18 protein-coding genes are annotated in these 20,065 nt (G+C 70.0%); 4 read left to right on the forward strand and 14 right to left on the reverse strand.

The window, feature by feature from the left end; genetic code table 11:
- A partial coding sequence (locus SSQG_RS35990; RefSeq protein WP_052310398.1) for a carboxylesterase/lipase family protein occupies nucleotides 1–1,250 on the reverse strand: 1,250 nt, incomplete at its 3' end.
- A gap of 44 nt (nucleotides 1,251–1,294) precedes the next feature.
- Nucleotides 1,295–2,533: a choice-of-anchor Q domain-containing protein gene (locus SSQG_RS35995; protein WP_106434233.1), complete on the reverse strand. Its 1,239-nt coding sequence runs from the start codon at nucleotides 2,531–2,533 to the stop codon at nucleotides 1,295–1,297.
- Between the two features lie 262 nt (nucleotides 2,534–2,795).
- Here SSQG_RS35995 and SSQG_RS36000 point away from each other — a divergent pair, with 262 nt between their 5' ends.
- A complete protein-coding gene (locus SSQG_RS36000; protein ID WP_003994923.1) occupies nucleotides 2,796–3,455 on the forward strand; it encodes a TetR/AcrR family transcriptional regulator in 660 nt (219 codons plus the stop codon).
- A gap of 15 nt (nucleotides 3,456–3,470) precedes the next feature.
- Here SSQG_RS36000 and SSQG_RS36005 read toward each other — a convergent pair whose 3' ends face one another.
- The 5 genes from SSQG_RS36005 to SSQG_RS36025 all read right to left on the reverse strand — a co-directional run bounded on the left by SSQG_RS36005 (nucleotide 3,471) and on the right by SSQG_RS36025 (nucleotide 8,210).
- Nucleotides 3,471–4,274, reverse strand: coding sequence for an SDR family NAD(P)-dependent oxidoreductase (locus tag SSQG_RS36005; RefSeq protein WP_039934393.1), 804 nt, complete (start codon nucleotides 4,272–4,274; stop codon nucleotides 3,471–3,473).
- On the reverse strand, nucleotides 4,267–4,872 hold the full coding sequence (locus SSQG_RS36010; protein WP_003994925.1) for a carboxymuconolactone decarboxylase family protein: 606 nt from the start codon (nucleotides 4,870–4,872) through the stop codon (nucleotides 4,267–4,269). Before SSQG_RS36010 ends, SSQG_RS36005 begins: the two co-directional genes overlap by 8 nt.
- A gap of 83 nt (nucleotides 4,873–4,955) precedes the next feature.
- Entirely contained in the window at nucleotides 4,956–6,008 is a 1,053-nt protein-coding gene (locus SSQG_RS36015; RefSeq protein WP_003994926.1) for an alcohol dehydrogenase catalytic domain-containing protein, read from the reverse strand.
- A gap of 40 nt (nucleotides 6,009–6,048) precedes the next feature.
- Nucleotides 6,049–7,056: an NADP-dependent oxidoreductase gene (locus SSQG_RS36020; protein ID WP_208865694.1), complete on the reverse strand. Its 1,008-nt coding sequence runs from the start codon at nucleotides 7,054–7,056 to the stop codon at nucleotides 6,049–6,051.
- A gap of 140 nt (nucleotides 7,057–7,196) precedes the next feature.
- Complete coding sequence (locus tag SSQG_RS36025; RefSeq protein ID WP_003994928.1) at nucleotides 7,197–8,210, reverse strand: AraC family transcriptional regulator; 1,014 nt, start codon at nucleotides 8,208–8,210, stop codon at nucleotides 7,197–7,199.
- A 147-nt stretch (nucleotides 8,211–8,357) separates the two neighbouring features.
- On the opposite strand from SSQG_RS36025, the gene SSQG_RS36030 reads away from it, so the two are divergent.
- Nucleotides 8,358–9,293, forward strand: coding sequence for an enoyl-CoA hydratase/isomerase family protein (locus SSQG_RS36030; RefSeq protein WP_039934395.1), 936 nt, complete (start codon nucleotides 8,358–8,360; stop codon nucleotides 9,291–9,293).
- A gap of 20 nt (nucleotides 9,294–9,313) precedes the next feature.
- Here SSQG_RS36030 and SSQG_RS36035 read toward each other — a convergent pair whose 3' ends face one another.
- From SSQG_RS36035 to SSQG_RS36065, 7 genes are all read right to left on the reverse strand, one after another.
- Nucleotides 9,314–9,646 carry a putative quinol monooxygenase gene (locus tag SSQG_RS36035; RefSeq protein ID WP_003994930.1) on the reverse strand — a complete coding sequence of 111 codons (333 nt, stop codon included), beginning with the start codon at nucleotides 9,644–9,646 and terminating at the stop codon, nucleotides 9,314–9,316.
- Nucleotides 9,647–9,807: 161 nt separating this feature from the next.
- Nucleotides 9,808–10,887, reverse strand: coding sequence for an ABC transporter ATP-binding protein (locus tag SSQG_RS36040; protein ID WP_039934398.1), 1,080 nt, complete (start codon nucleotides 10,885–10,887; stop codon nucleotides 9,808–9,810).
- A 1-nt stretch (nucleotide 10,888) separates the two neighbouring features.
- Nucleotides 10,889–11,977 carry an ABC transporter ATP-binding protein gene (locus tag SSQG_RS36045; protein WP_003994932.1) on the reverse strand — a complete coding sequence of 363 codons (1,089 nt, stop codon included), beginning with the start codon at nucleotides 11,975–11,977 and terminating at the stop codon, nucleotides 10,889–10,891.
- Nucleotides 11,974–12,819 carry a carbohydrate ABC transporter permease gene (locus SSQG_RS36050; RefSeq protein ID WP_003994933.1) on the reverse strand — a complete coding sequence of 282 codons (846 nt, stop codon included), beginning with the start codon at nucleotides 12,817–12,819 and terminating at the stop codon, nucleotides 11,974–11,976. The genes SSQG_RS36045 and SSQG_RS36050 overlap by 4 nt, the downstream gene beginning before the upstream one ends.
- Nucleotides 12,816–13,694 carry a carbohydrate ABC transporter permease gene (locus tag SSQG_RS36055; RefSeq protein ID WP_003994934.1) on the reverse strand — a complete coding sequence of 293 codons (879 nt, stop codon included), beginning with the start codon at nucleotides 13,692–13,694 and terminating at the stop codon, nucleotides 12,816–12,818. Before SSQG_RS36055 ends, SSQG_RS36050 begins: the two co-directional genes overlap by 4 nt.
- A gap of 80 nt (nucleotides 13,695–13,774) precedes the next feature.
- A complete protein-coding gene (locus tag SSQG_RS36060) occupies nucleotides 13,775–15,376 on the reverse strand; it encodes an extracellular solute-binding protein (RefSeq protein WP_003994935.1) in 1,602 nt (533 codons plus the stop codon).
- Between the two features lie 17 nt (nucleotides 15,377–15,393).
- The gene (locus SSQG_RS36065) at nucleotides 15,394–15,636 is read right to left on the reverse strand and encodes a hypothetical protein (RefSeq protein ID WP_052310399.1); all 243 of its coding nucleotides are present in this window, start codon (nucleotides 15,634–15,636) and stop codon (nucleotides 15,394–15,396) included.
- Nucleotides 15,637–15,722: 86 nt separating this feature from the next.
- Between SSQG_RS36065 and SSQG_RS36070 the strand changes: the two genes are divergently transcribed.
- Nucleotides 15,723–17,507: a sigma-54-dependent Fis family transcriptional regulator gene (locus tag SSQG_RS36070; RefSeq protein WP_003994937.1), complete on the forward strand. Its 1,785-nt coding sequence runs from the start codon at nucleotides 15,723–15,725 to the stop codon at nucleotides 17,505–17,507.
- Between the two features lie 143 nt (nucleotides 17,508–17,650).
- The gene (locus SSQG_RS36075) at nucleotides 17,651–20,065 is read left to right on the forward strand and encodes a SpoIIE family protein phosphatase (protein ID WP_039935727.1); all 2,415 of its coding nucleotides are present in this window, start codon (nucleotides 17,651–17,653) and stop codon (nucleotides 20,063–20,065) included.

Below are 20,065 nucleotides of genomic sequence, written 5' to 3' on the forward strand. Positions count from 1 at the left end.
TGGTCGGTGCCGACGGCGGAGTAGGCCAGGTTGGGGGACGGATACGCCGAGGCGGGGTACGTGTCCAGGACCGCGGCCGCGCGGTCGCCGTACTGGAGCCTGATGAGCGCGACATACGAGTCGGGGGTCAGTGGGCCGCCGCCGAGCAGATCCATGTACAGCGCGGTGAAGTAGCGGTATTCGTCGTGGGTGTTGCCGCTCAGCGTCGGGACCGCGTTCACCCGCTCCTCGGCCCACGCCGTGTGCGGGGGGCGGGGGAGGACTCGGGGACCGGTGTTCGGGGCCCACAGGGAGGCCGTCCCTGGCCCGGTGGCGCGGATGAGGTCGGTGGTGGGTACGGCACGCAGGCAGCCCGCCGCGGTCGTCGGGTCGGCGCAGCCGACCGAGGCCGCGAAGTCGCTGCCCTTCCGCTCGGCCGCGTCGAGCGTGAGGGGCGTCAGACCGCCGCCCCCGGCGCACGCTCCGCTCTGCTGGATCGCCCGGTGGAACAGGCCTTTCGCGGTCGGCGAGGCGATGTGGAGGCAGGTGTCCGCCGATCCGGCGGACTGGCCGCCGAGCGTCACCCGGTTCCGGTCGCCGCCGAAGGCACCGACGTTGCGCCGCGCCCAGCGCAACGCCGCCTGCTGGTCCATCAGGCCGTAGTCGCCGGACGCGTGGTCCGCGCTCTCGGCCGACAGGGCGGGATGGGCCATGAACCCCAGTGCTCCGAGGCGGTAGTTGACCGTCACCACGACCACGCCCCGCGCGGCCAGTGCGGCACCGTCGTAGTCGCTGCCCGCGCCGTATGCGTTGGCGCCGCCGTGCAGCCACACCAGCACCGGCGCCGGCCGGCCGCTGCCGCGGGGCGGTGTCCAGACATTGAGGTACAGGCAGTCCTCCACGGTGCTACCCGTGCGGTTGGACTCGCCGGGCAGGACGGGGCCGCCGTCGGGGAGCAGCGTCAGCGGTAACTGGGGGCAGGGGTGGGCCGGTGCGGTGGCGTTCCGTACGCCGGACCACCGCGCCGCGGGTCGCGGCGGACGCCAGCGCAGTTCACCGGTCGGCGGGGCGGCGAACGGGATCCCCTGGAAGACCCGCCCGCCGTCGCGGACGGCCGCGCCCCGCACCCAGCCCCGGTCGGTGCGCACGACCAAGGAGTCGGGGCCGGAAGCGGCGCCGGCAGAGGGCGGGGGAAGGGTCAGGGACAGGAACAGGGCCGCGAAGGCGGCTGTGGCGCGGGCCAGAGTGGGGCGCAGGCGCGGGACTCTCACCCGTCCCTCCGAGTGACGGTGCGGGCAGGGGGCGCGGCGCGGGATCATGACGTGGCCTCGAAGGCTCCGATGTCGCAGGCGGCGCCCTGGGGGCGGGTGACGCCGCGCTGATCGGTGGCCGGGCAGCCGTCGGCCGCGTCCAGGGCGGGGCTGCCGGGCCGCAGCGCGACGGTGTCGGTGGGGCCGCCGTTGTCCGCGAGTGGTCCGATCAGGGGCGTGCGGCTGGGCAGATCGCCCGCGCCCGTCAGCCGGCAGCTGCCGTCGCCGTCGAGGTTGTGGCCCTGCGACGTGATGGTGGCGAAGGCCTTCTCGCAGTCGGCGGGCGCGCCGTCGACGGTGTTGTTCGCGATGACGGAGTTGCGCAGCGTCATGCGCCCGAGGGGCAGATCGATGATGTCGGGGATCGGTGAGGGCAGGCTGTCGAGATAGGCGGGGGCGATGTTGATCCCGCCCCCGCCATCGCTGGAACTGTTGCCGGTGATGGTCGAGTTGAGGATCTCCACGGGCCCCGTTCCCCTGATGTCGATGCCTCCGCCGTAACCGGCGAGGCTGCCGGGGCGGTCGCCGGGGTTCGTCACCCGGTTGTCCGCGATCGTCGAGTTGGTCACGGTGCCGGTGTCGTCGAACCTGATGCCGCCGGCCTCTCCCGCGACGTTCCCGCTGACGGTGCTCTCGATCAGATCGAGGTGGGAGTCCGGGACGTTGAAGATGCCGCCGCCGTAACCCGCGGAGTTCCCGGTCACGGCCACTCGTCGCAGCGTCATGTGATGTCCGTTGGCGATCGCGCCCCCACCGGTGTCGGTGATGGGCAGTTCGCGTTGCGCGGTCTTTCCTCCGGTGATCGTCAGATCGGACAGCCGGCTATCCGCCTGCATGCGGAAGGCCCGGTCCAGGCGGTTGGCGTCGATGACGGTGGTCCGCGCGCCCGCGCCCTTGATCGTGACGGGGGCGGCGACGTTCAGGTCGCCCGTGGTGGGGTCGGGGTTGTCGCCGATGATCAGCCGCGGGTCGGGCGGGATCGTCAGCTTGTAGTGGCCGGGAGGCAGCGTGATCGTACTGCCCGGCCGGGCGTTGGCGGCCATCACCGCGGCACGCAGGCTGCACGCGCCCGAGGCGGTGCGACACCGGCCGTCCGCCACGTCGGCGTCGACCGTGTCGGACGTGGTGTCCACGGTGAACTCCGCGGGCCCGGAGGGCGCGGGAGCCGCGGCATGGGCGACGGGAGGCAGGGCGGTGGCGAGGAGGACGACGGCGATGGCGGCCGTGACGGCTGTGCACTTCATGTGGAACCCCTCTCGGAGAGGCATCAGGGCGTACCAGGACTCGGCTTTCTGCCAGGACTTCGTGCTGGTGAGCGATGCGCGGCTCGTACGGGGAACGGCGTCGGCGCTTCCGGGGGCGCGCCTCGTGGGTACCGCCCCTCGGTCTGGAGGGAGCGTTCCATTCAGACCGCCTCGTGTCCACCGACGGACCGGAAATGGCCGGATGGGGATGTCACCGCCACGGGGCGGGGGACCGAACCGGAAATGGCATACTGCTGGTCCGATGAGCGAACCAACCAAGGGGGCCGCACGCCCCGCGACCAGGCGTGATGAGCAGCGCGAGGCCTCCCGCCGCGGGCTCTTGAAGGCGGCGGTGGAGATCCTCGCGGAGGAGGGCTATCGCAGTCTGACGGTGAAGAAGGTCGGCGACCGTGCCGGAGTCAGCCGAGGCATGGTCAACTACCACTTCACCTCCAAGGCTGGGCTCGTGGAGGCCGTGGTCGCCGATATCCGCGGGACGTTCATCGACGTGCTCCGGGCCCGGCCCGGGTACGCCCGGATGAGCGGACTCGAAGCGGTACTGGCCAAGCTGGACCAGTTCTTCGCCCGGCTGGCCGAACCCGGGCCGGGGCTACGGGCGCGTGCGTTGCTGGTGCTGCTCGTCGAGGCGGTCGGCAGCGCCGACGGCGTCAAGGACGTGATGGCCGAGCATCTCAGCCTGGTGCGGACCGGTGTCGAGGAGGACATCCGGCGCGGGATCGCGGACGGCAGTATCCGGCCGGACCTGGACACGGTCGCGCAGGCGTTCCTGGTGGAGAGCGTCGCTCGCGGCGTGCTCCTGCAGTATCAACTGGACTCCGCCCGCACCCGCCTTGCGGACATCGCACGAGCCGCCCACGAGACGCTGCTGCTCGGACTCACGGCCACGCGGGGCGAGGGCTGACCTCCCGGTCGCGCGTCATACGGCACTGAGCCCGCCGTCCACCACCAGGCTCTGGCCCGTGATGTAGGAGGCGCGGTCGGAGAGCAGGAACGTGACGGCCTCCGCGACCTCCCAAGCGGTGCCCTGGCGACCGAGGGGAATGCGCTCGAACGAGGCAGTACGGGACGCCCGCCCGGCGGAGGCCTGTCGCCCCATGGGTGTGTCGATCAGACCGGGGACGACCAGGTTGGCGCGGATCCGGCGGGCCCCTCCCTCCTTGGCGACATGGCGGGTGAGCCCGAACAGGCCGGCTTTGGAACTGTCGTACGCCGGCGAGTTCGTGGCCGCGCGCAGTCCCGCGACGGACCCGATGAACACGACGGCCCCTCCGTCGGCCAGCGCCGGAAGACCGTACTTGGCGGCCAGAAAGGGCGCACGCAGATTCAGGGCGAGCGCCTGGTCCCAGTCTTCGGGGGACGAGCCCTCCAGCCCGGTGCCGAGACCCACCCCCACGTTGACCACCAGTGCGTCCAGCCCACCCAGTCCGCGCACGGCCTCAGCGACCATGGCGGCCGACTGCTGGGCTTCCGTGGCGTCACCCACCACCGTGATGCCCGACCTCCCCTCGCGGCCGACGAGTTCGGCGGTCGCGGCGGCGGCCGGGGCGGCCACGTCCGCGCACGCCACGTCGGCGCCCTCTCGGGCGGCGAGGACGGCGATCGCCCGGCCGTTGCCGACCGGCGCCCGTGGGTCGTCGTCGGGGCGGGTGCCCGCACCGACCACCAGCACCTTGCGGCCGGTCAGATGACGGGCCGGCTGCTCCGGGCGGCCCTCACCCATGGTCCCTTTCCTCCTCCGCGAAGCCGGTGCCGTCGAAACCCGGTTCCAGTTCCACACCGGTGGCATTCAGGAAGAAGGCCACCATGTGGTACTGCCCCACCAGCATGGTGATCTCGATGAGTTCGGCGTCGCCGAAGTGCTCTGCCAGAGCCTCCCAGGTGGTGTCGGACATCGTTGCCGAGCGGCTCAGCTCGTCCGCCGCCCGGAGCAGGTGCCTCTGAAGGTCCGTCCAGCCGGGTGCTTCCGGGTCCTCGGTGACGCGGTCGATGTCCGCGTCCGTCACGCCCGCGGCCCTGGCCAGGGGAAGGTGCCGTCCCCACTCGTACCGTGCGCCGGTGTTCCACGCGGTGCGCAGGATCAGCAACTCGCGCAGCTCTCCCGGCAGTCGGCCCCTGCTCAGCAACTGGCCGCCGAAAGGCATGAATTGCTCGTAGAGATCGGGATGACGCACGAGCGTGGTGAAGATGTTCGGGATCCGGCCCCCGGGGTCGTGGGGTGCGATGGCCAGCAGTTCCCGGGTCCGTGCGTCCCACTGTTCTTCGGGGAGCGGCGTCAGCCGCGGACGGGTCTGCCGGGCGGCTTCGTTGCGCTGTGACATGGCGACCTCCAGTCTCCGAGGGACTCACCCTAGGAGACTGGCTGAACGCTTAGCAAGTGAATGGCCGGGAGTGGCGGGAGTGGTCAGCCGGCCGGGTCGAGAAGGATCTTGCGGACACCGTCGGAGCGGCCCGCGAACAGTTCGTACGCCGCGGGGCCTTCGGAGAGGGCGAAGCGGTGGGAGATCACGACCTCGGGCTGGATCCGGCCGGCCCGGGTGAGGGCGATCAGGGGCGGGAGTTCGTAGTGCACCGAGCACAGCCCGATGGCGAACTCCAGTTCCTTGACCTGCGCCAGCCCCATGTGGAACGGGAACGCCTTGTTCTGGCTGACCCCGATGACACTGACCCGGCCGGCCTGCCGGACGGCCTTGAGGGCGAGTTCGATGGTGGCGTCGGAGCCCACGGCCTCCACCACGGCGTCCGGCCCGCGACCGGAGGTCATCTCCCGGACGGCCGACCGCACGTCGTCGCCCTCGACCGGCTCGACGCCCAGGCCCGCGGCGAAGGTACGGCGCTCCGCGACCAGGTCCACGCCCAGCACCCGTGCCGCGCCCATCGCGAAGGCGGACTGGGCCGCCATGAGGCCGACCGGGCCGAGGCCGACGACCAGGACGGTCTCACCGGGTTGGATGCGGGCACGACGGCAGCCGTACCAGGCGGTGGGGGCGTTGTCCGTCAGGACGACGGCGGCCTCGTCGGAGATGTCCTCGGGCAGGTGCACCAGATTGACGTCGGCGTAGGGCACGGCCAGGACCTGGGCCTGGCTGCCCTGGAGCTGCGGGCTCACTCCGTAGCAGAGCTCCGTGCTCGACTTGGCGCGCTCGCACCGGGCGGTGAACCCGGCCGCACACTGCCGGCAGTGCGCACAGCCGACCGAGGCGGGCACCAGAACCCGGTCGCCGGGCTGGAAGCGGGTGACCTGGCCGCCGGTCTCGACGACCACGCCGACGCACTCGTGTCCCGGCGTGTAGCCCAGTTCAGGGCTGAACCCGTTCCCGCCGTAGATGTGCAGGTCGCTGCCGCAGATCCCGGCCGCGGTCACTCGCACCACCGCGTCGGCGGGGCTGGTCACGGCAGGGTCGGGGACCTCGCCGTAGCGGATGTCGTGACGGCCGTGGTAGGTCAGTGCCTTCATCGGATCTCTCCCTCCCTTTCCCTTCCTCCCCTCGGCCCGGTCAGTCCGCGATCTTCAGCACCAGCTTGCCGCGGTTGTCACCACGGAACAGGCGCATCAGGGTTTCGGGGAACTCTGTGACCGAGCCGGACACCACGTCCTCCAGGGACTTCAGCCGGCCCTCCGCCCGCCACGTGGCCATCTGCGCGATGCCCTCGGCGTACCGGTCGGCCCAGTCGAACACCACGATGCCCGTCATGGAGGCGCGGTTCACCAGCAGCGACAGGTAGTTGGCGGGGCCCTGCGGCTTGGTGCTGTTGTACTGGGAGATCGCGCCGCAGACGACGACGCGGGCGCCGCGTGCCAGCCGCAGCAGTACGGCGTCCAGCACGTCGCCGCCGACGTTGTCGAAGTACACGTCGACGCCATCGGGGGCGTGCTCGCGCAGCGCCTTGCGGAGGTCCTCGCTCTGGTAGTCGATCGCGGCGTCGAACCCGAACTCGTCGACCACCATCCGGCACTTGGCCTCGCCACCGGCGATACCGATGACCCGGCAGCCGAGGATCTTGGCGATCTGCCCGACGACGCTGCCGACGGCCCCGGCCGCTCCGGAGACCACGACGGTCTGCCCGGGCTCGGGACGCCCGACCTCGATCAGGCCGAAGTAGGCCGTCAGGCCCGGGATGCCGAGTGTGCCGAGATAGGTCGGCAAGGGGGCCGCCGCCGGGTCGACCTTGGTCACGCCGCGCCCGTCCGACACGCAGTACTCCTGCACACCGAACGTGCCCGACACATGGTCGCCGACCGCGAACCCGGAGTGGCGGGAGGCGATCACCCTTCCGACCGCGCCGGCGCGCATCACCTCGCCGATCTCCACCGGGCGGATGTAGGACCGGCCGGCGTTCATCCAGCCGCGCATCGCGGGGTCGATCGACAGACAGAGCACCTGCACCAGGAACTCGCCGTCGCCGGGCTGCCCGGCCGGCTCCTCGACGTGCTCCCAGTCGGTGGGGCGCGGCTCTCCTACGGGGCGTGCGGCCAGGCGTATCTGGCGGTTGATCGTGCTCATCTCCGGCGGCTCCTTCGGCAGTCCATGCGACATTCCCCGAGTTCATACCGGCTAGTCGGTATGGAGAGGGAGCGTACGGGTGCCGTGCCGTCCGAGACAAGAGGGGGCCCGGTGCGACACACGGCTCGTGCCGGGGTGACCTATTCGCCGGGCACTCCGTGGTCGCGGACAGCACGCGCGGTCGTGCCCCACCAGCGCCGTGCGTAGCGGCTCAGGACGGCTGCCTCGCTGAGCCCGATGTTGCGAGCGACCTGGGCCAGCGGCAGATCCGACTGGATGAGCAGATCCGCGGCCCGTTCACGCCGGACGTCGTCGAGGACTGCCGCGAAGGTCGTTCCCGCTGCGGACAGATGACGCTGCAGGCTCCTCGGCGACATGCCGAGTGTGCGTGCGGCGAAGGCCAGGGTGCCGGGGCCGGTGCCAAGTGACTGCTTCAGAAGTGTTCTGACACGCCTCGTCATAGCGTTGCCCGTGACGGAGGGCTGGGCCTCGAGGTAGGCGAGCGCCACCCGGCGGGTCAGCTGGTCGCCGCCCTGGACGGGGCGTCCGGGAAGATCACTCGCGACACGGAGGAGCGCTTGCGGCTGGGCGAAGTTCACCTGGGACCCGAACAGTTCCTCGTAGCGCGCGCGTGCGGCCACGGCATGATGCGGCAGTTCGACGGTCCGCAGGCCGTACGGTCCGTCGAGCAAGGAGATCAGGACGCGGTGGAGGAAGAGCAGACCCATCTCGACGCTCTGCGGGGGCACCCGGGCGCCCGGCGGGTAGCCGTACCGCACGGCGACCGCCGTGCGATCGCCGTGCGGATCGGTCCCCAGGGCCACGCGCAGATTGCGGTCGTGGACGAACAGATAGCGCGACGCGCATTCCAGGGCTTCGGCGACGGTCGCGGAGTTCTGCACTGCAACGGCCAGCGGGCCGAGCATGCTGAGGTCCTGCTCGAGGGCGACCCGTAGTCCGAGGTCGGGGCAGTCGAGCCGGCGAGCGGCGGTTTCGAGGAGGACGGCCACGGTGGTGTCCTGCACCAGCAGCTCGTCGTCGTCGAGCACGCCCCTCGGGGCTCCGGCCGACCGTGCCAGGGCGTCGGCGTCCCCGCCGAGCTCCTCGACGGTCCGCCGGACCCCACGCAGTGCCGCTGAGCGCACCCAAGCCATGACCTCCATGGTCCGGCCTTGGCGCGATCGGTCAAGTCTGTGGCGTGATCGGTCAACGACGCCCGCTTCCCGCGCGCCTACGTTGACCTCAGCCATCGGGTGCTCCGCTCGTTCGACCCGGTGACCCCGACATGCCCGGGAGGCAGGATGACGCACCGCACCGTGCTCGTCGAACAGCACGGCAACGTCCTGGTGGCACGGCTCGACAGCCCGCCCTCCGCGCTGATGACCCGCGAGATGGTCCTGGAACTCGGGGCGCTGGCACGCCGTGCGGACGCGGATCCGGCGGTGGGCGCCGTGGTGCTCACGGGCACCCACGCGTCGCGGTTCCTCGCCCACTTCGACGTACGGCTGATCCACGGAGGCGCCAAGCGGTCTCCCAAGGTGAGCGCCTCGGTCGTCCGGGCCGGGCTCCGGCTCACCGGCGCGGTGCTCAAGGTGCCGGGCGGCAGCGCACTGCTTGCCCGCTCGCCACTGGTGGGGCTCATGGCCTGGGAGCAGATGAAGGACGTCCTCCACGCCATCGAGACCTCGTCGGCCGTCTGGGTCGCGGCCCTGAACGGGGACACCGGTGGCGGGGGCTGCGAACTGGCCCTGGCCTGCGACTACCGCTTCATGGCCGACGGGCGCTTCGGCATCTCCCAGCCGGAGATCCTCCTCGGGTTCCCGCCCGGCTCCGGCGGCACCCAGCGGCTGGCACGCCTGCTGGGCGGACGCCGTGCTCTGCAGATCTCACTGGAGGGCACACCCATCAGCCCGGCCGAAGCCCAGGAGGTGGGCCTGGTGGACAGAGTCGTACCACCCGACGCGCTGCTCCAGGAGGCCGTCGAGCACGCGGGCCGGCTGGGCCGGCGGCCGAAAGCGGCGATCGGGGCCGTGAAGCGGGCCGTCCGGGAGGGAGGCTCCCTTCCGCTCCGGGAAGGACTGCGGTTCGAGGGCGCCGAATGGCTGGCGGCCACCACGACTTCGGAGTCGCTGGAGGCCCAGCGCGCGTACCTGGCCCGGACCAAGGAGCTCGGTGACGTGGCCGGGCTGGACCCCGCGACGCTCGAAGAGGCGGTGGCGCGCGGGCGGTTCGCCTGACAGCCGGCCGGCCCGCCGCGCTACTCCTGTCCCGGTACCGCCATCTCCCCGAGGAGCGCCCAGTCGTCCTGCGGAATCGTCGCGTTCACGATGCGCGGTGTCTCGGCCAGATGGGGCGGCAGCGTCTGCTGCGCGGCCTTGAGGTGCGCGGACTGCACATGTGCGGCCCCGGCCTCGTCGTCACGGAAGGCCTCGACCAGGACGTACTCGGTCGGCTCGTCCACGCTGCGCGACCATTCGAACCACAGGCACCCGGGCTCGGCGCGCGTCGCCCGGGTGAAGTCGGCGCTGATCTCGGGCCAGCGGTCGGCGTGCTCGGGACGGACTCGGAACTTGGCGGTGATGAAGATCATGGGAGTCCTTTCGCTGATGGGGCAGGCGGGCCGTGCTCGCGTTCCGGCCGCGCCTGCGGGAAACAGGGCTCATGGCGACACGATCGTACGAACCCGGCTTGCCGGTGCCGGCTTGTGGGCCCCACGACACCGGACACGTCGCGGCAATGGCGGACGGATCGTCACGACCGGAGTACCAACGTGCCGTCGGCGTAGGGAAGGACCTTGGCACGTGGCAGGTGCACCAGCACCTCCTCGCCGACCGGAACTCCCTCCTCCCGGGGCATCTTCGCCTTGACGGGCTGTCCGGCGACCTCGACCTCGAGCACGCGCTGCGCGCCGTGGTCACTGACGCTCCGCAGCCGGCCGGGGAAGGTGTTGGGGCCGGGGTCGGTGACGATCTTGACGTATTCGGGCCGGACGCCGACCTGGACCTCGGCGGTGCTCCGGGGGATGTCCCATGCGAAGGACAGCGGCCGGCCGCCCAGCACGAAGGGCCCGTCACCGCGGTCCACGGTCAGGAAGTTCATCGCCGGTGAGCCGATGAAGTAGCCGACGTAGGTGGCCGAGGGCGCCTCGAACAGTTGCTCAGGGGTGCCTTGCTGCACGGCGCGGCCGTCCTTCATGACGATCAGTTCCTGCGCGAAGCTCATCGCCTCGTACTGGTCGTGCGTCACATAGATCACGGTGGGCCGGAACTGCTCGGTGATCTCCCGGATCCTGCGCCGCAGCGAGTGCTTCAGCTGAGGGTCGATCACGGTGAGCGGCTCGTCCATCAGGACGGCCGCCACGTCGTCCCGGACCAGGCCCCGGCCGAGTGAGATCAGCTGCTTGTCGTCGGCGGTGAGCCCGCGAGCGGGCTGCTTCAGCCGGTCGTGCAGGTCCAGGGCCTCGGCGACCTGCCGGACCTTGCTGTCGACCCTCGCCTTGTCCCAGCGCCGGCACTGCAGCGGGAAGGCGAGGTTGTCGTAGACCGTCATCGACTTGTAGATGACGGGGAACTGGAAGACCTGAGCGATGTTGCGAGCCTTCGTGGGCAGTGGGGTGACGTCGACGCCGTCGAACAGCACCCGCCCCCGGGACGGTCTGACCAGGCCGGACAGGATGTTCAGCAGCGTCGTCTTCCCGCAGCCCGAGGGCCCGACCAGGGCATAGGTCCTGCCGGACTCGAAGGTCAGCTTCAGCGGCTTGAGAGCCCACCGCTCCTCCTCGGCACCGGGCGCGTACGCGTGCCCGACGTCGACGATGTCCAACTGCGCCATGTCAACGCCCTTCCACTGAAGCGAGATCGTATGAGGGTGTCCGCACGAGCGCCCCCTGCTCGTCGAAGGCGAACAGCCGGTCGGGACGGAACCGGAGCTTGACGAGGTCGCCGAGGGCGACGTCGTGGATGCCCTCGATCTGCACGACGAAGGGGATCTCGCCGACGGCCACATGGACGAAGGTCTCGGAGCCGGAGATCTCGACGAACGTGACCTCGCCCTCGACTCCGCCGGCGGCCAGGCTGACGTCGGTGGCGCGCAGGCCGAACATGTAGGCGCCGTCGGGCAGATCGGCCAGGTGCGCGGAGATGTGCGTGGCCTCGAAGCCGGCCACCGTGACCTGCCCGCCCTCGAGCCGGCCCGCGAAGATGTTCATGGGCGGGTCGTTGATGATGGAGGCCACCGTGGTGGTCGCAGGGCGTTCGAAGACCTCCTGCGGGGTGCCTGTCTGGACGATCCGCCCCTCGTGCATGACAAGGACCACGTCCCCGAGCATCATCGCCTCGGCGGGTTCGGTGGTCGTGTAGACGACGATCGTGTCGCCCTGGTCAGAGAAGAGGGCCTTGAACTCGTCGCGCAGCTGTTCGCGCAACTTGTAGTCCAGGTTCGCCAGTGGCTCGTCGAGCAGGAGGATGCCGGTACCGCGGGCGAGGGCGCGAGCCATCGCGACTCGCTGCTGCTGGCCGCCGGAGAGCTGGGAGGGCCTGCGCTTCTCGAAGTCCGTGAGCCCCACGCTCGCCAGGCTGTGCCGGACCCGACGCCGGATCTCGTCCCGGGACAGCCCGGCCCGCTTCAGCGGGAAGGCCACGTTGGCGAACACGGTGAGGTGCGGGTAGTTGATGAACTGCTGGTAGACCATGGCGGTGTCGCGCCGCCATACCGGTGTCTTCAGGAAGTCCTCTCCCGCCCGGGTCAGCGAGCCGGAGTCCACTTGCTGCAGGCCGGCCAGGGCCCGCAGCAGCGTCGTCTTCCCCGCCATCGTCCGGCCGATGACGGTGTGCAGCCGTCCCGGCCGGAAGGTGGCGGTCACGTTCCTGAGGTGGTCGACGCCGTCGACGGTCAGGCACAGATCAGTGGCGTTCAGATTCATCGGACCGCTCCCGACAGATTTCCCTTGGACAGCAGGCGCTCCACCCAGAGGGCGAGCAGGATCAGCGGTGCCACGCCGAAGAGCGCGGCGGCGGACAGCGTCCACCACGGTGGAATGGAGGAGTTGAGGGCGACGACTGCCTGGGGCAGGGTCTGGACCTCGGTGAAGGTCAGCCGGAAGGCGAAGAAGAAGTCGTTCCAGCCGAACACGGCGCAGAACATCGCCGCGACGGTCAGCCCGGGCAGGGAGTTCGGCAGGATCGCCCGTACGAAGGTCTGGAACGGCGGGCAGCCGTCCAGCATCGCCATTTCGTCGATCTCCCGGGGGATGCCGTTGAAGAAGTCCACCATCACCCAGACCGCGATGGGCAGCAGGAGCGCGACCGTCACGATGACCAGGCCCGGGACGGTGTCCAGGAGGCCGCCCCACTGCAGGAGGTAGAAGAAGGGGATCACCAGGACGACGGGCGGCATGATTCGTTGGGAGACGAAGAAGAAGACGATGTCGCTGTTCTTGATGAAGCCCAGCCTGAACCGGTAGCGGGACAGCGCGTAGGCGGCCAGGGACCCCAGGGCCAGGCTGATGGCGGACGCGGCGATGGTGACGACCGCACTGTTGATGAAGGGATCGATCACATCGACGCCGCCGGCTCCGCCGAAGATGTTGCGCCAGCCGGTGAGGGTGGGCTCGTACTGCACCCACGGGACGTAGGTGGCACCGCCCTGGACGGCGTTGGCGTTCTTGAAGCTGGTCGTCATCGCCCAGAGGAAGGGTCCCGCGACGAAGCAGGCCCACAGGGCGATCACGGTGTACTTGAACACGGGATACAGACGCGACCTCATGAGGCTCCCTTCAGTTTGAAGGCCCTGGTGAGCAGGGCGGCGACGACCGTGAGCGTGACGATCATCAGGACGAGGTAGGCCAGGGACATCGCCCCGCTGTAGCCGGTCTGCTGATCGCGGAGCCCCTGGATGTAGAGGTAGTAACCGGGAGTCTCCGTGGAGGAGCCCGGCCCGCCGGACGTCAGGACGTAGACGCTGTCGGAGAGTTTGGACGCCTCGATCAGCCGGATGACGACCGCCGCGACCGAGACCGGTGCCATCAGAGGGAAGGTCACCTTGCGGAAGGTGCGCCAGGTGCCGGCGCCGTCGATCGCGGCGGCCATGAACGGTTCCCTGGGCAGGCTGAGCAGGCCGGCCAGCAGCAACAGGAACATGAAGGGGGTCCACTGCCAGACCTCGACGGTCATCAGCGCGACCAGGGCCGGTCCGGACTCGGTGAGCCAGGGAACGTTCGTCAGGCCGACCATCCCCAGCAGGTCGTTCACCGGCCCGAGCGACTCATGGAAGATCGTCTGCCAGATGGCGGCCATCACCACGGGAGTGGTCATCATGGGGACGAGGAACAGCACCCGCCAGAATCTGCGGCCGCGTACCTCGCGCCAGACCAGCAGGGCCATGCCGAACCCGATGATGTACTGGATCAGGACGGTGCCGCCCGCCAGCAGGATCAGCCGGGTGATGGAGGCCCAGAAGCGGCTGTCGTGCAGCATCGCGGTGTAGTTGGCCCCTCCGATGAAGTCCATCCGAGGGTTGCTGACGTTCCAGCCGGAGAAGCTGACGCGGATCGTGAACAGCAGCGGGAAAATGATGATCAGAAAGAGCGTGAGCAGTCCTGGCAGCAGGAACATGCCCTTGTGCCGGCGCAGGCCGTCCATGGTTCTCCTTGCGGAAGGGGCGGGAGTGCCCGGGTGGCCGGCCGGTGCGGTCCGGCCACCCGGGGCGTCCTGCGTTCGGATCAGGACTTGTCCTCGAGCGCGACCACGTTGCGATAGGCGCTGCGGACCTTGTCCTTGCCGATCTGGTCGGTGATCTCGGCCCACTCGCCGGCCACGCCGTCCAGTGCCCGCTGCGGGGACTCCTGGCCCGCCAGCGCCGCGGCGACGCCGTTGGCCAGCGCGGACATGTACTGGTTGACGCCGGGCACACGCAGGTCGAAGACGCGGTTGGGGTTCTCCTCCATGCCCGAGAGCGTCTTCACGTACGCCTCGGCGACGTCCTTGTCCCAGCCCTGCTTCTCCCAGAACGCCGGGTCGAAGTGGGACATGCGGTAGGGGTTGACGCCGAAACGTCCGATGGTGAGGTCGAGCGCGGTGTTGGCCTCGTTGCCGAAGAAACACAGGTAGTCGAAGGCCATCTCCTGGTGGCTGGACGCCTTGGCCACCGCGGAGGTCCATCCCCAGGTGAAGTAGGCCGCCTGATTGGCCTTCTTGTCCCACGCCTTCGTGGTGCGGTTGTAGACCTCCGACGAGCCCGGCAGCGGCGCCGCCTGAACCGTGTTGCGGATCTTGCTGTCCGGCTGCTGGGCCTGGATGAAGGCGTCGTCCCAGGAGTAGGACATCAGCGTCTGGCCGCCTCCGAAGGAGAAGATCTCGTCTCCCAGGCCGAAGTTGGCGCCGCCGGGCGCCCAGGTGGACTTCGCCTTCACCATGTCCTCCAGGGCGCGGACGAAGCCGGGCGTGTTGATCAGCGGCTTCATGGTCTCGGCGTCGAAGAAGACACCGCCCTTGACCTTCGGGTTCTTCACGTACGGCGCCGCACGGCTGATGAACGCGGAGAAGGTCAGGTCATCGCGCTTGGTGACCTCGGCGCTGCCGTAGTTCTTCTTGCCGTCGCCGTCGAAGTCCTTGCCGCTGAAGACCTCGGCCGTCTCCTGGTATTCCGCCCAGGTCGTGGGGACCTTCAGATCCTTGCCCGTGGCCCTCTTGTACTCCGCCTGCCACTTGGGGTCCTTCAGCACATCGGTGCGGACCTTGAGGTAGTGCCGGTCACCGTCCACCGGGTACTGCACGACCTTCCCGTCCCAGGTCGCCACGTCCATGTAGGACTGGGTGACGTCCCGCATGCCGGGGGTGTTCAGGTACTCCTCCGGCACCGGTGCCAGGTACGGGGCCATGTCCCCGATCCACAGGGACGGGTAGAACATGACGTCGTACGCCGGCTGGCCCGCCTGAAGGGGCGTGAGGATCTTCTGGTGCAGCTCGCCGAAGGGGACGTTGACCACCTCGACCTTCCCGCCGGTGATCTCCTCGAACTGCTTGGCGTGCAGCTGCGTCGGCTCACCGATGACCGGAACGGCATGGCTGATGATCTTCAGCGTCTGTCCGGAGTAGTCCTTGCGGCTGATCGACTCGTAGCTGCAGGGGCCGGGTCCGTCCTTGACCTTCGTCGCCGGGTAGCTCTTGCCGTACTTCTGGTAGCTGATCTCCGAGCCGGGCTTGAACAGCGCGGCCTTCTGCTTGGACTTGTGCTGTGCCTCGCTCTGGGCGGTGCACGCGGTGGCGGTCAGGGCCGCCACGGCCGCGACGGCGACCACACGCGTATACGGTCTGCTGCGCATCAGGCTTCTCCTGCGTATCAGGGGATCAAGATCGCTCGGCCGCGCACGGCACCGGCGTCCAGGTCGTCGAGGGCCTGCCGGAAGGAGGCGAGGGGGTACCGCTGGGTGTGCAGGGCGACGTTGCCGCGGGCCGCCAGCACCATCAGCTCGGAGAGGTCGTTGTAGGACCCCACGAGATTGCCGATGAAGTTGATCTCCGTGGAGATGACGTCGATGGTCGGCACGTGGAGGTGGCCGCCGTAGCCGATGACGTATCTCAATGTGATACACGCCGTAGGCGCGAGCCCGCCGGGCTGTTCCAATCACTCCACCGAGGAATGTGACGCGCGCCGCACGGGAGTGTTAAATGCCCCGACACCAACCCGGGAACTCACTGAGAGCAGCCAGAGAGCTCTATCTGGAGGTCACCAACGATCCGAGCGCCCGGCCGCTCGTGGTCGCCTCATGGCAACGCTCGATCGAGTACGAGGTGAAGTCGGGCAGCCTCAACGCCCCCTACCTGGACAACCCCAATCTGGACAGCCCCCTGGCCAGGGCGGCGCTGCCCATCCTGGACACGCTGCACGAGCAGCTCGCCGACGACCCGGTCTCCACCATGATCACAGACCGGAACGGCGTCGTGCTGTCCCGGAAGGTGTCCCACGAGGGTCTGACGACGCACCTCAATCGTGTGCGTCTGGCCCCGGGCCATGTGTTCTCCGAGCGGTACGTGGGCACCAACGGCATCGGGACCGCGCTGGCCAGCGGCCGCCCTGTCGTGATCGCCGGGAGGCAGCACTACGTCGAGGACCTGCGGGAGTTCCACTGCGCTGCCGTACCGATCCTGCATCCCACTCGGCGCACCCTGCTGGGGGCGTTCAATCTCACCAGCATCCGTCAAGGCTCCGACGGCATGCTGATGGCCTTCGCCCGCTCGGTCGCGGCCCAGATCGAGGCCGAGATCGAGGCGATCACCTCGCGGCGCGAGCGGGCGCTCTTCCAGGACTACATGGAGGCGTGCTCCTCGGCGCGCCCGGGACCCGTGCTGGCTCTCAACCGCGATGTCGTCATGATGAACGAGCAGCTCAGCACCGCCGTGACCGGTCCCGATCACCATGCGCTGCTCGACCACGCCCGTGAGATGGCCGACCATCCCCGGCTGGAGGGGACCCGCAGCATCCCCTTGCCCTCGGGGCGCGTCGCCGAACTCAGGATCAGTCGCTGCCGGCGCGAGGACAGCGACGCGGGCGCCGTCTTCCGGGTCCGGCTGATCGGACGGGCCCAGTCCACACCCGCGCTTTCCGTCCCGCCGGTCCGCTCCGGCCTGGGACTGGTGGGCTCGGCCCCGCACTGGCTGCGCGCGGTCGCCGACAGCGAGACAGCGTTCGTCGCCGGGACATGGCTTCATCTCCTGGGCGAAGCCGGCGTCGGCAAGAGGACGCTGGTCGAGGCCCTGCACCGGGCCCACGGCGCAGGACGCCGGCTTCAGACACGGGAGGCGCCGCTGTCGGATTCACCTGCCGTCACCGAGTGCTGGCTGCACGACATCGGCGAACTGCTCGCCGAGCGGTCCGACGTACTCCTCCTCAGCGATGTCCACCTGCTGGGCGACCAGCTGCGGCAGCGGCTGACGGACCTGCTGCTGCGGCGGGACGGCGGCGCGACCGCGCAGGTGGTCTTGACCAGCCAGCCGTCGATGGTCGGCGCCGACGACGAGCTCGACCGGCTCTGCGGCGCCTCGGTGGAGGTGCCCGCCCTGCGCCATCGCTACGGGGACACCGAGCAGCTGGCGCGGTTCTTCCTGCGCAAGTACCGGCCGAGCGGTGAGAGCCGTTTCTCCGGGGATGCGCTGACCGTGCTGCGGCGATGTCCCTGGCCGGAGAACGTACGGCAGCTGGAGTCGGTGATCCGCGGCCTGGCGCGGCAGCGTTCGGGCCGGATGATCCAGGCGCAGGACCTGCCCCCGGAATGCCGGGTGTCGTCGAACAAGGTCCTCACCACCATCGAGGCGCTGGAGCGCGACGCCATTCTGCGGGGGCTGATGGACCACAACTCCAACGTCCAGCGGACCGCGCAGGACCTCGGCATCTCCCGCGCCACGATGTACCGCAAGATGCGCCGCTATGGGATCGTTCCCTCCAGCCTGACGTGACGGGCTGTTCCGGCACGCGTACCGCACCTGTGGCGGGGCGGGCAGGGCGGATCCATCGTGGAGCAAGGAGCCACGACACCCGAAGAACGAGGGTGGAGCACATCGGTATCCGATACGAGGTGGTGTCCGGGGTGGAAAAGCGGATGACAGTGCTCAGTGAGAGCCCGGACGATCCGTTCGCACTGCACCGCGCCGCCTCGGCGGTGCTCGACGACCGGGGGACCGTGGTCGGCTGGAGCCGGCGGGCCGAGGAGTTGCTCGGCCACCCGGGGTCCGAGGTGATCGGCCGTCCGGCCTTCGAGGTCCTGATCGATCCCGGCGACCTGCCGGCCGCCAAGGACGCCGCGGCGATGTGCAGGAGAGACGGCGGCTGGTTCGGCGTACTGGCCGTGCGGCATCGCGGCGGGCGGCTCGTGGAGATGGGTTTCCGGGCCCGTGAGCTGCTGCGCATGGACCAGGTCCGCGAATGGTTCCTCGTCGGGGCGCCCGCTGCGGAGGTTCTCGAGTGGCAGAGGGACCGTGCGGTCCTCGACGGGTTGTTCCGCCGGTGCCCCGTCGGCCTCGTCGTGCACAGCCCCGAGATGACGATTCTGCGGGTCAACAGGGCGATCGAGCAGTTCACCGGGATGCCGGCCGCCTCCTTCCCGGGAATGCCCACGGGCGACCTGCTGGTCGCCGAGGACGCGCGGAGGTCCGTGGAACGGGTACGTCAGGTGATGGAGAGCGGAAAATCACTGGTCGCCAGTGAGCAGTACGCCCGTCTGGAGCGGGATCCGACACGCGTGCGGGCCGCGTCCGTCTCGGCCTTCCTGCTGCAGGACCCCGCCGGGCGGGTCCTCGGAGTGGCGGAGACGGTGGAGGACGTCACCGAGCGCCATCGGGCCCGACGTCGCCTGGCGCTCCTCGACCAGGCCGGTGCCCGTATCGGTTCGACGCTCGACGTGCGGCAGACGGCCCGCGAGCTCGCGGATGTCATGGTTCCCCACCTGGCCGACCACGTGACCGTCGACCTGTCGCAACCGGTGACGCGCGGCGAGGAGCCGGCGCAGGCACTGGCGGGGCCCGTCGTACGGGTCGCGGTCCGCGGCCTCGCGGTCCGGCAGCCCGACCTGCCGCCCCCGGAAGGCGAGCCGGTGCACCCGGCACCCGGCACCCCACAGGCCAGATGCCTGGCCGACGGGCGTCCCCTCCTCGAACCCGTCCTCTCGCCCGACTGGTTTCTGGCGGAGCCGCGCCGGGGCGAGCAGGCGCCGGACCTCTCGGCTCATTCCCTGATCGTGGTGCCCCTGGCCGCGCGGGGCCTGGTCCTGGGCGTGATGAGCCTGTGGCGGTCGCGGCACCCCGAGCCGTTCGAGGCCGACGATCTCACCCTGGCCCAGGAACTCGCCTCGCGCGCCGCCGTCAGCATCGACAACGCTCGACGCTTCACCCAACAGCAGCAGACCGCGTCCACCCTGCAACGCACCCTGCTGCCGAGGACCGTTCCGCACCAGCCGGCCCTCGAAGTGGCCCCTCGCTATCTCCCGGCCAGTACGGCTCCCGGACCCGGAGGTGACTGGTTCGACGTCATCCCGTTGTCGGGGGCCAGGGTCGCGCTCGTGGTCGGCGACGCGGTGGGGCACGGACTGCACGCCGCTGCCACGATGGGCCGACTGCGTACCGCCGTGCACACCCTTGCCACCCTCGACCTGGAACCGGACGAGGTGCTCTCCCGGCTGGACGACCTGGTCAGCCTCCTCGCCGCCGAACAAGAGACAGCCGACGAGCGACCCGCGGGGGAGCAGATCATCGGCGCCACCTGCCTGTACGCCGTCTACGACCCCGTCTCCCGCCGATGCTCCGCGGCGCGAGCCGGTCACCCGCTACCGGTCGTGACCTCGCCGGACGGAGAGGCAGCCCTGTTCGACCTGCCCCCCGGCCCACCGCTCGGCCTGGGCGGGCTGCCATTCGAAACGCGGGAGATCGAACTGGCCGAGGGCAGCCTGCTCACGCTCTATACCAACGGACTCATCGGCGAACGCCATCTGGACGTCGACACGGGCCTGCGACGGCTGTGCACAGCGCTCACCCACCCGGCGGACCCCTTGGAGAAGATGTGCCAGGCGGTCGTCGACTCCCTCGTGCCCGGGCAGCCCGCTGATGACATCGCCCTGCTCATCGCACGCACCCGGGTCCTGCCACCGGAGAACGTCGCCTCCTGGCAACTGCCGGTGGGGCCGACCGCCGCGGCACAGGCCAGAGCGCTCGCCACGACGCAACTCACCCTGTGGGGACTGGAACACCTGGCGTTCGCCACCGAATTGATCGCCAGTGAACTGGTCACCAACGCCTACCGCTACGCCACGGGCCCCGTGACCCTGCGACTCATCCGTGAACGACGTCTTGTCTGCGAGGTCGCCGACGCCAGCCACACCTCACCGCACCTGCGTCGGGCCCGCACCACCGACGAGGGGGGACGCGGCATGTTCCTGGTGGCCCAGGTGACCGAGCGCTGGGGCACCCGCTACACGCGCGAGGGCAAGACCGTGTGGACCGAACAGTCGCTGCTCGGGTCGTGA

Origin of the sequence: Streptomyces viridochromogenes DSM 40736 (assembly GCF_000158955.1) — a bacterium.
In the GTDB taxonomy this organism is placed as follows: Bacteria; Actinomycetota; Actinomycetes; order Streptomycetales; family Streptomycetaceae; genus Streptomyces; species Streptomyces venetus.